General features: G+C 72.5%; 8 protein-coding genes. 6 read left to right on the top strand and 2 right to left on the bottom strand.

From position 1 onward, the window contains the following. The first annotated feature begins 102 nt into the window (after window positions 1–102). From mtrA to hpf, 5 genes are all read left to right on the top strand, one after another. The gene (gene mtrA / locus IF06_RS0112770) at window positions 103–792 is read left to right on the top strand and encodes an MtrAB system response regulator MtrA (RefSeq protein WP_013284210.1); all 690 of its coding nucleotides are present in this window, start codon (window positions 103–105) and stop codon (window positions 790–792) included. A 28-nt stretch (window positions 793–820) separates the two neighbouring features. Further along, window positions 821–2,560, top strand: a complete 1,740-nt coding sequence (gene mtrB, locus IF06_RS0112765; protein WP_030271133.1) for an MtrAB system histidine kinase MtrB — start codon at window positions 821–823, stop codon at window positions 2,558–2,560. Then, window positions 2,557–4,356: an LpqB family beta-propeller domain-containing protein gene (locus tag IF06_RS0112760; RefSeq protein ID WP_013284212.1), complete on the top strand. Its 1,800-nt coding sequence runs from the start codon at window positions 2,557–2,559 to the stop codon at window positions 4,354–4,356. Before mtrB ends, IF06_RS0112760 begins: the two co-directional genes overlap by 4 nt. Window positions 4,357–4,363: 7 nt before the next feature. Next, window positions 4,364–5,068: a ComF family protein gene (locus IF06_RS0112755; RefSeq protein WP_030271131.1), complete on the top strand. Its 705-nt coding sequence runs from the start codon at window positions 4,364–4,366 to the stop codon at window positions 5,066–5,068. A gap of 249 nt (window positions 5,069–5,317) precedes the next feature. Then, window positions 5,318–5,962 carry a ribosome hibernation-promoting factor, HPF/YfiA family gene (hpf, locus tag IF06_RS0112750; protein WP_013474120.1) on the top strand — a complete coding sequence of 215 codons (645 nt, stop codon included), beginning with the start codon at window positions 5,318–5,320 and terminating at the stop codon, window positions 5,960–5,962. Window positions 5,963–6,005: 43 nt separating this feature from the next. Here hpf and IF06_RS0112745 read toward each other — a convergent pair whose 3' ends face one another. Both IF06_RS0112745 and IF06_RS0112740 read right to left on the bottom strand, forming a co-directional pair. Further along, window positions 6,006–7,112, bottom strand: coding sequence for a GNAT family N-acetyltransferase (locus IF06_RS0112745; protein WP_030271130.1), 1,107 nt, complete (start codon window positions 7,110–7,112; stop codon window positions 6,006–6,008). Next, entirely contained in the window at window positions 7,109–8,266 is a 1,158-nt protein-coding gene (locus IF06_RS0112740) for a GNAT family N-acetyltransferase (protein WP_030271129.1), read from the bottom strand. The genes IF06_RS0112745 and IF06_RS0112740 overlap by 4 nt, the downstream gene beginning before the upstream one ends. A 169-nt stretch (window positions 8,267–8,435) precedes the next feature. On the opposite strand from IF06_RS0112740, the gene secA reads away from it, so the two are divergent. After that, a complete protein-coding gene (gene secA, locus IF06_RS0112735; protein ID WP_013284217.1) occupies window positions 8,436–11,336 on the top strand; it encodes a preprotein translocase subunit SecA in 2,901 nt (966 codons plus the stop codon). Window positions 11,337–11,396 lie beyond the last annotated feature (60 nt).

Here is an 11,396-nt window from a genome sequence, read left to right as displayed (position 1 = left end):
GGCGGCCACGCCGACTTGCTGTGGTGCGCGGGGCCGCTCGGCGCTACGGTCTCGTGGAGACGCCGAACACTCCAGACGAACGGGGATGGAACGATAAACCCCATGAGAGCCCGGGTACTCGTGGTCGACGACGACCCCGCCCTCGCCGAGATGCTCGGCATCGTGCTGCGCAGCGAGGGCTTCGTGCCGTCCTTCGTCGCGGACGGCGAACGGGCGCTGGCCGCGTTCCGCGACAACCGACCCGACATCGTCCTGCTCGACCTGATGCTGCCGGGCATGAGCGGCATCGACGTGGCCCGCGCCATCCGGGGCGAGTCCGGCGTGCCGATCGTGATGCTGACCGCCAAGAGCGACACAGTCGACGTGGTGCTCGGGCTGGAGTCCGGCGCCGACGACTACGTGGTCAAGCCGTTCAAGCCCAAGGAGCTGGTGGCCCGGATGCGGGCCCGGCTGCGCCGCGGCGAGGACGTGGCGCCGGAGATGCTGACCATCGGCCCGCCCGGCAACCAGATCACCATCGACGTGCCGGCCCACACGGTCAGCCGCGACGGCGAGGAGGTGAAGCTGACGCCGCTGGAGTTCGACCTGCTGGTCGCGCTCGCCCGCAAGCCGCGTCAGGTCTTCACCCGCGAGGTGCTGCTGGAGCAGGTCTGGGGCTACCGCCACGCGGCGGACACCCGCCTGGTCAACGTGCACGTCCAGCGGCTGCGCGCCAAGATCGAGCCGGATCCGGAGCGACCCGAAATCATCCTCACCGTGCGGGGCGTGGGCTACAAGGCGGGTACCGGATAGCCTGGTCAGCACTGTGGTGACCACCCCGATGCCCGACCCGCCGACCGCCGCGCCCCGCCGGCTCCACGCCGTGCGGGCGATCTGGCTCGCCCTGACCGGCCGGGTCGCCCGGCTGGTGGCCGCGGTGCACCAGGCGTGGCGGCGGTCGCTCCAGGTCCGTGTGGTCACCATCACGCTGGTGGCGTCGAGCCTGCTGGTGGGCGGTTTCGCCTATCTGATCGCTGACAAGATCACGAGCATCCTGCTGGAGAACGCCGAGACCGACGTGCGGCTGCGGTTGAGCAACGGCAGCGAGTACGCGGCCAAGCAGTTCAACCTCTACAGCCAGCCGCAGGAGGCGCAGCTCCAGAACACCATCGACGGCACCGTCAACTACCTGGCCGGCGGAGACCCCACCCAGACCAGCGGCGTGGTGGTGGCGATCACCGCCGACAACTTCGCCGAGTTCATCGAGCCGCGTACCACGCCTGACGTGCCGGTGGGCGCGGTGATCGGCGACGAGCTGCGGGCCACAGTCGCCTCCGGCAAGGTCGCACACCAGATCCGTACCGGCTCGCTCGGCGGCGAGCGGACGAAATACCTGGTCTACGGCTCCCCGGTGCCCACCAAGTTCGGGCAGGTCGAGCTCTACTACCTCGTACCCCTGGCACGGCAGGACGCGACGGCGGCCGACGCCCGCGCCACGGTGGTCGCCACCGGCGTCGCGCTGGTGCTGCTGCTCGGCCTGCTGGCCGCCCTTGTCACCCGCCTGGTGGTGACGCCCGTACGGGTGGCCGCGCGCACCGCGCAGCGGCTCTCCGCCGGCCTGCTCGACCAGCGCATGGTGGTCTCCGGCGAGGACGACCTCGCCCTGCTGGCCGCCTCGTTCAACCAGATGGCGACGAACCTGCAACGGCAGATCCTCCGGCTGGAGGAGATGTCCCGGCTGCAACGCCGGTTCACCTCAGACGTCTCGCACGAGCTGCGGACACCGCTGACGACGGTACGGATGGCAGCCGACCTGATCTTCGCCGAGCGCGACGAGTTCGACCCGGCGGTGGCCCGCAGCGCCGAGCTGCTCCAGGCCGAGCTGGACCGGTTCGAGGAACTGCTCACCGACCTGCTGGAGATCAGCCGGTTCGACGCCGGCTTCGCGGTGCTGGACAGCGAGCCGACCGACCTGGTGCCGGTGGTGCACCGGGTGACCGAGCGGCTGGCCGGGCTGGCCGAGCGGGTCGGGGTGACCATCGAGCTGGACCTGCCGGACACTCCGGTGATCGCCGAGGTCGACCCGCGCCGCGTCGAGCGGGTGCTGCGCAACCTGGTCGGCAACGCGGTCGAGCACGGCGAGGCCAAGCCGGTACGGATCACCCTGGGCCAGGACCAGAGCGCGGTGGCGATCACCGTGCGGGACCACGGGGTCGGCCTCAAGCCGGGGGAGGAGAAGCTGGTGTTCAACCGCTTCTGGCGGGCCGACCCGTCGCGCGCCCGGCAGACCGGCGGCACCGGGCTGGGCCTGTCGATCAGCCTGGAGGACGCCCGCCTGCACGGCGGCTGGCTGGAGGCGTGGGGCGCGCCGGGGCAGGGCGCGCAGTTCCGGCTCACCCTGCCGGCCCGGGCCGGGGACCGGCTCACCACCTCCCCGCTGCGGCTGGTGCCGGCCGACGCCACGGTGCCGTTCGGCGGCCCCCGCGACGGCGGGCTGCCCGCCGTCGGGCCCGGCGGCGGCGTCGCGGCGCTGACCGCCGGACCGGCCGGCGGGGGCGACCACGCGGAGGCGCGGCCGTGAACCGCCGCGTCCTGGCCCTGCTGCTGACCGGCGCGCTGCTGCCGGCCGCGCTCGCCGGATGCGGCATCCCGGACCAGACGGACGTACAGGTGGACGGCTCGGTGCCGGCCGCCGAGTCCGGGGCGCTCAACGGCAGCCCGGCCCGGCCGCCCGAGCCGGCCGACAGCAGCGAGCCGGTGCCCTTCATCGAGAACTACCTGCGGGCCGCCGCGGCAGGGGAGCGCGACCAGGCGTACGCCCGGGCCCGGAAGTTCCTCGCCGCGGAGGCCCGCGACCTGCTTCCCGGCAAGCCGCAGACCAGCGAGGTCGAACTGACAGTGGTGCGGCTGCGGGAGAAGCCGGAGAGCACGCCGCCCAACAACCAGGGCACCAGCACCGTGACGCTCAAGGTGCAGCAGGTGGGCGTGCTGCGCGCCGACGGCACGCTCGGCCCGCCGGTGGCGAGCGAGACGCAGTACGCCTTCGAGCTGCGCCGGGCCGAGCAGGCCGGTACCGGCCTGCTGATCACCGAGCTGCCGAACGTGCTGCTGGCCAGCGACTCGGCGATGCGCGAGTACTACCGTCCCCGCACCGTCTACTTCTGGAACACCGACCTGACCCGGCTGGTGCCGGACCAGCGCTACCTGCCCTCGTCGGCGCCGACCGAACGCCGGATCACCGAGGTGATGAAGTGGCTGGCCGACCGCCCGTCGGACTGGCTGGCGCCCGGCGTGACCGGGCTGCCCGACGGCACCCAGCTGATCAACAATGCGACCGGCGCCGACGGCCACTGGGAGATAAACCTGAACATGCCGGGCGCCAACGAGCAGCGGCTGACCCGGCTCGGCACCCAGCTGGCATGGTCGCTGTCGGACCTCGACGGCCAGGTCGACCTGAAGATCCAGAACCAGAAGCGGCTCACCGTCGACCTGCGGCGGGAGCGCGTCTCGACAGCCGCCTATCCACGCGGCGGCGATCCGATGCGGTTCGCCGTCTACGACGGCGCCGTCCGCCCCCTGGCGTTCGGCAACGAGTCGCGTGCCGCCGTGCCGCTGCCGCCCGCGGAGAACCGCAACGTGGTCTCCGCGTCGCTCGCCCGCGCCGACGACCAGGTGCTCGCCGCGCTCGTGGTGACCGGGTCGGACAACCGCAGGCGGCTCAAGGTGGGCACCGGTCCGGAACCGGTCGCGATGCTCAGCCCCGGCGACCGTACGTTCCGGGCGATGAGCCGTCCCACCTGGCTGCGGTCGCTGAACAAGGCCCGCCCGGCCGGTCTGGTGGCGGCGGACGGCCGGCTCTACCGGTTCGACGGCGCGGGCCGGATGAGCGAGATCCCGCTGTCCGTTCCCGGGCCGGTGACGGCTGTGGCCGGTTCCCTCGACGGCCACCGGATCGCGCTGGCCTCCGGCGGCGCGGTCTTCGTCGCCGCGGTGAGCGTCGACGGTGGCGTGGTCAGCCTCGGACAGCCCCGCCGGGTGACCACGCTGCTCACCGGCGTGACGGTGGTGGACTGGGTGGCGGAGAACGAGCTGGCGCTCGCCGGCAACGAGGCGGACCGGCGTTCGGCGATCCACCAGCTCAGCGTCGACGGTGCCTGGGAGACCCCGCTGGCGGTGGAGATCGGCGCCCCGGTGACCCAGCTCGCCGGGTATCCGGGCGGCGGCGACCGCGGCCTGGCCGCGTTCTCGTTCATGTTCGAGACGGACGGCGCGGCCTGGCGGAACAACCCGTTCGACTACGTGAAGCGGGAGCAGGTGCTCGACGTTCCGTCGGGCAGCCGGGCGACCAACCCGACCGCACCGTTCTTCCTCTACTGAGCCGTCCGTGCGTGACCTGGGCGGGCTCTGGTCGGACCTGACCGACCTGGTGCTGCCCGCCGGGTGCGCGGGCTGCGGCGCGGGATCGGTACGGCTGCGGCACGGCTTCTGCCCCGGCTGCGTGCGGGAGCTGGAGTCGCTGCGTCCCGCACCTGCCCGGCCCGATCCGGCTCCGCCCGGCCTGCCGCCCTGCGTCGCGCTCGGCCCGTACGGCGGCGCGCTGCGCGAGGGTCTGCTGGCGTACAAGGAACGGGGCCGGCACGGGCTGGCCCGGCCGTTGGGCGCGCTGCTCGCCGAGGTGGTCGCGGTGGCGGCAGGGCAACCCGGCCCGGTCACGCTCGTGGCGGTGCCCGACACCGCTCGCGCCGCCCGGGCCCGCTACGGCGACCACCTCGACCGGCTCGTCCGGCCGGCGGCGGCCCGGTTACGCGCGGCCGGCTGGCCGGTACGCGTGCTGCGCCCGCTGCGGGCGCTGCCCCGGACCGACTCGGTGGCGCTGGACAGCGCCGGGCGGGCCGCCGCGGCCGAGGAGGCGTTCCGGTTGCGCCGCCCGCCGGCCGGCCGCCGGCCGGGGGAGACGGTCGTGCTGCTCGACGACATCGTCACCACCGGCGCCACGCTGGCGGCGGTGAGCCGGATGTTGCACCGCGCGGGAATGACGCCAAAGGCCGCGGCCGTGCTCGCCGCAACGCAAAAGCGGCACCGTCGGTGACGCTTCGTGTATCCGTTTCACCCCATGGTGTATGAGCTGTTAAATTTCGCGACCGCCTTCGGCAACCAGGGGTGACGGTTGGCCGTACAGGAGTTAGCGTTTCGGTGTCGGGGGTAGTGAGGGTCAAACCTTCCCCCGGCACTGGAAGGAGGCGTAGCCGAACAACACCGGTCGACGCCGAGCGGGGCCCTCCCGGGTGCGTCGACCGGATGATCCGGACCGAACGACCGTCCGAACAAGGGAGGTCACGTGGACATCGTGGTCAAGGGCCGTAACGTCGAAGTGCCGGACCATTACCGGGTGCACGTAGCCGAGAAGCTCGCGAAGATCGAACGCTACGACCAGAAGCTCATTCGCGTGGACGTCGAGTTGTTCCACGAGCGCAATCCACGCCAGGCGGACACCTGCCAGCGGGTGGAGATCACGTGCGTGACGCGCGGCCCGGTGATCCGGGCCGAGGCCTGCACGAACGACTTCTACAGCGCGCTCGACGCCGCCATCGCCAAGCTGGACACGCGATTCCGCCGCGCGGCGGACCGTCGCCGGGTACACCGCGGACGGCATGCGCCGATCTCCGTGGCCGCCGCGACCGCCGGCCTGCCGGTTGCCGACCTCGACGGGCCCGGACTGGCGGCGCTCGACGGCCACGGCACCGCCACAGCGGTCGCGGAACGCCCCGACGAGAGCGGCCACACCGAACCCGACGACCAGCCGTGGCACATCGCCCGGGCGAAGGTCCACCCCGCCGAACCGATGACCGTCGACGACGCGCTGTTCCAGATGGAACTGGTCGGCCACGACTTCTACCTGTTCCAGGACAAGGAGTCCGGCCGCCCGAGTGTGGTCTACCGGCGGCACGCGTACGACTACGGGATCATCCAGCTCGACACGTGACCCCTTGACCGGTGAGTACGGGCCCCCGTGCGGGGGCCCGTACTCAGTTCTCGTCGGTGGCCAGCCGGCCGTAGACCACCGAGTCGACACGGGCGCCGTCCGGGCCGGGCAGCCGGCCGCGCAACAGCCCTTCCCGCCGGAAGCCGGCCCGTTCCAGCACCCGCTGCGAGGCGACGTTGTCCGGCCGCGTGCCGGCCCACAGCCGGGCCACCCCGATGCCGAACGCCCACCCCGCGACCAGCCGGACCGTCCGGGCCGCCAGCCCGCGCCCGCGCGCCTCGGGCAGCAGGCTGTAGCCGATCATGGCCTGCCCGGTGGCCGGCTCGTCGTAGAACAGCGCGCAGCCGCCGACGACAGCGCCGGTGACCGCGTCGACGATCGCCAGGTCGGCGGCCTCTCCGGCGAGCCAGCGGCTCGCCGCCAGCCGGCAACGGCGCGCGAGCGCCGCCCGCTCCGGCGCCACCGGCGGCACCCGGTTCGCCACCACCTCCGGCAGCGAGTGCAGCCGGTACAGCGCGTCCGTGTCCGCCGGCTCCACCGGGCGCAGCGTCACCACGCCGTCGGTGAGCCGGCCGTCCGGCAGGTCCGGCAGCAACCGGGCGAGCGGCCCGGGCGGGTCGTCGGCCAGCCGCACCCAGGCGATCAGATCCTGGCGTACGCCGTCGCCGTCCGCGCCCGCCGCCCGGCGTACGCCCTCGTGCCGGTAACCGCAGGCGAGCGCGATGCGCTGGCTCGCCACGTTCTCCGTGCGGGTGAGCAACTCCAACCGGGCCGCCCCGGCGGCGAACGCCCGTTCGGTCAGCAGCCGGGTGGCGGCGGTGGCCACGCCCCGGCCGCGCGCCGCCGCTCCCACCCAGTAGCCGATCTCGTACGTCGCCCGCTCCGCGCTGAGCCGGGTCAGCCCGATGCTGCCGAGCAGCCGGTCGCTCGCCGGGTCGGCGATCGTGTACGCCGCGCCGCCCGCCGCCCACGCCGCGGGCGCGCCCTCGGTGACCCACCAGCGGGCGGCGCCGGAGTCGTACGGGTCGGGCAGCAGGGGCATGAACCGGCGGATCTCCGGATCGGCGCACCCGGCCACCATCTCGGGCACGTCCGCGAGGTGGCACGGCCGCAGCCGTACGCCGTACCCCTCGATCGTCTCCGGCGTCACGCCAGGTCGCCCGGCAGCAGGCCGCCGATCCACGCGTCCTGCCGCTCGCCGCGGTGCTGGACGCCGCCGCGCAGCGTGCCCTCGACGGTGAACCCGGCCTTCTCGGCGGCCCGCCGCGAGGCGGTGTTGCCCACGTTCGCCCGCCACTCGATCCGGGCCAGGCCGAGCGTGGTGAAGCCCCAGGCGCACACCGCGGCGAGCGCGGCCGGCAGGTAGCCCCGGCCGCGGGCGTGCGGCGCGGTCATGTAGCCCACGTCGGCCACCAGCGGGTCGTTCGGCAGCAGGCGCAGGTCGATCGACGCGACGTAGCGGTCGTCCGGGTCGGCCACGGCGAACGTCACTGCCGTTCCCCGCGCCCAGGCCGGGCGCACCAGGTCGCGCAGGAAGCCCTCGGCGTGCTCCGGCCGGTACGGGTGCGGCACCGTGGTCCAGCGGATCGTCTGCTCGTCCTGGCAGGTGCGGGTCACCGCGGCCAGGTCGCGTTCCTCCAGCGCGCGCAGCCGCAGTTCGGTGTCGCCTGCGGTGGCGAACAGGACCGGCTGCGGCCGGCCGAAGACCGCCGCGCGGCGGGCCTGGAGCGTGTCCGGGCCGTAGGGGACCGGGTTGCCGGCGGCGGCGACCTCCCCGGGGAGCAGCGAGCCGATCCAGCCCTCGGGCCGGCCGCCGGGGCTGGGGTCGGCAAGCCGCAGCTCACCCTCGATCCGGAAGCCGGCGCGCAGCGCGACCAGCCGGGAGGCGTGGTTGCCGATCTCGGCCTGCCAGGTGAGCCGGCGCAGCTTGAGCGCGTCGAACGCCCAGCGGGCGAGCGCGCGGGTGGCGCGGACCGCGACGCCCCGGCCCCGGGCCCACGGCGCGGTCCAGTAGCCCACCTCGGCCGGCTCCCGCGCGCGGTCGACGGAGACCAGGCCGAACGAGGCGAGCAGCTCACCGGTGCCGGCGTCGCAGACCGCGAAGAGCGCACCGGTGCCCTCGGCCCAGGCGGTGGCGCTGATCGTGGTGACGTACTCGCTCGCGTGCTCCGGAAGGTACGGGCGAGGTACGGTGGTCCAGCGCTGGATGTCCGGATCCTGGCAGGCACGGTGCACCGCGTCGGCGTCCTCCGCGCGCCACGGGCGCAGCAGCAGGCCGTCCTCGATGATCTCGACAGGCTCCATTCGAGCCATCGTGCCGGATCGTTCGCGCACGGCGTAACCCGATTAGCGGCCGGTGGCGCACGGTCGCGGCGTTATGTCGGGTTCCGGAGCCCGGACCGCCGCCACCAGTGACCATCGTCGCGTCGGAGCGCCTACGATGGTTCGAGACCGTCTAGGGGAGCGTTGATCCGTGTCGATTCTGGAAAAGTTCCTTCGCGCCGGCGAGGGCCGCATGGTGCGTCGGCTGAAGGCCATCGCTGCCGCCGTCAACTCGATCGAGGACGACTACGTCAACCTCAGCGACGACGAGCTGCGCGCCATGACCGACCAGTTCAAGGAGCGGCTCGAGGATGGCGAGACCCTCGACGACCTGCTGCCCGAGGCGTTCGCGGTGTGCCGGGAAGCCGCCTCGCGGGTGCTCGGCCAGCGCCCCTACGACGTCCAGGTGATGGGTGGCGCGGCGCTGCACTTCGGCAACATCGCCGAGATGAAGACGGGTGAGGGCAAGACGCTCACCTCGGTCATGCCGGTCTACCTGAACGCGCTCGCCGGCAAGGGCGTGCACGTGATCACGGTGAACGACTACCTGGCCGAGCGCGACGCCGCCTGGATGGGCCGCGTCCACGAGTTCCTCGGCCTGCAGGTCGGCGTGGTGCTGCCCAACCGGCCCGCCAGCGAGCACCGCGCGGCCTACGAGTGCGACATCACCTACGGCACCAACAACGAGTTCGGCTTCGACTACCTGCGCGACAACATGGCCTGGTCGAAGGACGAGCTGGTCCAGCGCGGCCACTTCTTCGCCGTGGTCGACGAGGTCGACTCGATCCTGATCGACGAGGCGCGTACCCCGCTGATCATCTCCGGTCCGGCCGAGCACTCCGCCCGGTGGTACCAGGAGTTCGCCGCCGTGGTGGCCCGGCTCCAGCCCGGCACCGACGGCGAGGGCGACTACGAGGTCGACTACGCCAAGCGCACCATCGCGATCACCGAGCGCGGCGTGGCCAAGGTGGAGGACCGCCTGGGCATCGACAACCTGTACGAGTCGGTGAACACCCCGCTGGTCGGCTACCTGAACAACGCGATCAAGGCCAAGGAGCTCTACAAGCGCGACAAGGACTACATCGTCAACGACGGTGAGGTCCTGATCGTCGACGAGTTCACCGGCCGCATCCTGCACGGCCGCCGCTACAACGAGGGCATGCACCAGGCGATCGAGGCCAAGGAGGGGGTGGAGATCAAGCAGGAGAACCAGACGCTCGCCACCATCACCCTCCAGAACTACTTCCGCCTCTACGAGAAGCTCTCCGGCATGACCGGTACCGCCCAGACCGAGGCGGGCGAGTTCAACAAGGTCTACAAGGTCGGCGTCGTGACCATCCCGACGCACCGGCCGATGGTCCGGCTCGACCGGCCCGACGTCATCTACAAGACCGAGAAGGCCAAGTTCAACGCCGTCGTCGAGGACATCGCCGAGCGGCACGTGCAGGGCCAGCCGGTGCTGGTCGGCACCGTCTCGGTGGAGAACTCCGAGATCCTGTCGCACATGCTGCGCCGCCGCGGCATCCCGCACTCGGTGCTGAACGCGAAGTTCCACGCCAAGGAGGCGGAGATCGTCGCGCAGGCCGGGCGCAAGGGCGCGGTCACCGTCGCCACCAACATGGCCGGCCGCGGCACGGACATCCTGCTCGGCGGCAACCCCGAGTTCCTCGCCGCGAACGAGCTGCGCCAGCGCGGGCTCGACCCGGTCGAGCAGCCGGAGGAGTACGCCAAGGCGATGGAGGAGATCCTCCCGACCTGGAAGCAGGCGTGCGACGTCGAGGCGGAGGAGGTCGCCGCCGCCGGTGGGCTCTACGTGCTGGGCACCGAGCGGCACGAGTCCCGCCGGATCGACAACCAGCTGCGCGGTCGCGCCGGCCGGCAGGGTGACCCGGGCGAGTCCCGCTTCTACCTGTCGCTCCAGGACGAGCTGATGAAGCGCTTCCGGGCCGGCGCGGTCGAGGCCGTGATGGACCGCTTCAACATCCCGGAGGACGTGCCCATCGAGTCGAAGATGGTCACCCGCCAGATCAGGAGCGCCCAGGCCCAGATCGAGGGCCAGAACGCCGAGATCCGCAAGAACGTCCTCAAGTACGACGAGGTGCTGAACAAGCAGCGCCAGGTGATCTACGCCGAGCGCCTCCGGGTGCTCAACGGCGAGGACCTGTCCGACCAGGTCCGCAACATGATCGACGACGTGGTGACCGCGTACGTGGTCGGCGCGACGAGCGACGGCTACGCCGAGGACTGGGACCTCGACCAGCTCTGGTCGAGCCTGAAGCAGCTCTACCCGGTGGGGATCACCGTCGAGGAACTGGAGGAGGAGGTCGGTTCCCGCTCGGGCATCGACCAGGACTTCCTGCTCGCCCGCCTGAAGGAGGACGCGCACGCCGCGTACGACAGGCGTGAGGAGAGCCTCGGCGAGGAGGCGGTGCGTCAGCTCGAGCGCATGGTCCTGCTCCAGGTGATCGACCGTAAGTGGCGCGAGCACCTCTACGAGATGGACTACCTCCAGGAGGGCATCAGCCTGCGGGCGTACGCCCAGCGCGACCCGGTCATCGAGTACCAGCGCGAGGGCTTCGACATGTTCGCCTCCATGATGGACGGCATCAAGGAGGAGACTGTCGGCTTCCTCTACAACCTGGACGTCCAGGTCGAGGAGGCGGAGCCGGAGGCCGAGGAGGTGCAGCTGCTGGAGAAGCCGGTGGAGATCCGGGCCAAGGGTCTCAACCGCGCGCCGCAGCAGCAGGGCCTGCAATACTCCGCGCCCGCCGTGGACGGCGAGGCCGGCCGAGGTGCCCCGGTGATCGAGCGGCCCGAGCAGCAGGCGCCGGCGCTCGGCATCGGCCAGCAGTCCTCGGAGCGCCCGGCCGCCACCACGCCGCGCCGTGCTCCGGCCGGGGCGAGCGGCCAGGCTGTGGCCGCGAGCACCGCCCGGCGGGCCGCGCCGGGCCAGGTCGACGGCGGTGAGGGCCCGTCCCGTAACGCGCCCTGCCCGTGTGGCTCCGGCCGCAAGTACAAGCGCTGCCACGGCTCGCCCAACGGCGGCAACTGACCCCGAACACCCACGACGGGCCCCGGCCACCAAGGCCGGGGCCCGTCGCCGTCCTCCCGT

The sequence above is a fragment of the Micromonospora globosa genome (assembly GCF_000717585.1).
Lineage (GTDB): Bacteria > Actinomycetota > Actinomycetes > Mycobacteriales > Micromonosporaceae > Micromonospora > Micromonospora aurantiaca.
The sequence above is the reverse complement of the archived record's forward strand: the minus strand, read 5'-3'. Positions and strand labels throughout refer to the sequence as shown.

Coding starts and splice junctions, on each gene's coding strand:
- IF06_RS0112740 (WP_030271129.1), bottom strand. CDS start 8,266: ATGGAGCCTGTCGAGATCATCGAGGACGGCCTGCTGCTGCGCCCGTGG.
- mtrA (WP_013284210.1), top strand. CDS start 103: ATGAGAGCCCGGGTACTCGTGGTCGACGACGACCCCGCCCTCGCCGAG.
- mtrB (WP_030271133.1), top strand. CDS start 821: ATGCCCGACCCGCCGACCGCCGCGCCCCGCCGGCTCCACGCCGTGCGG.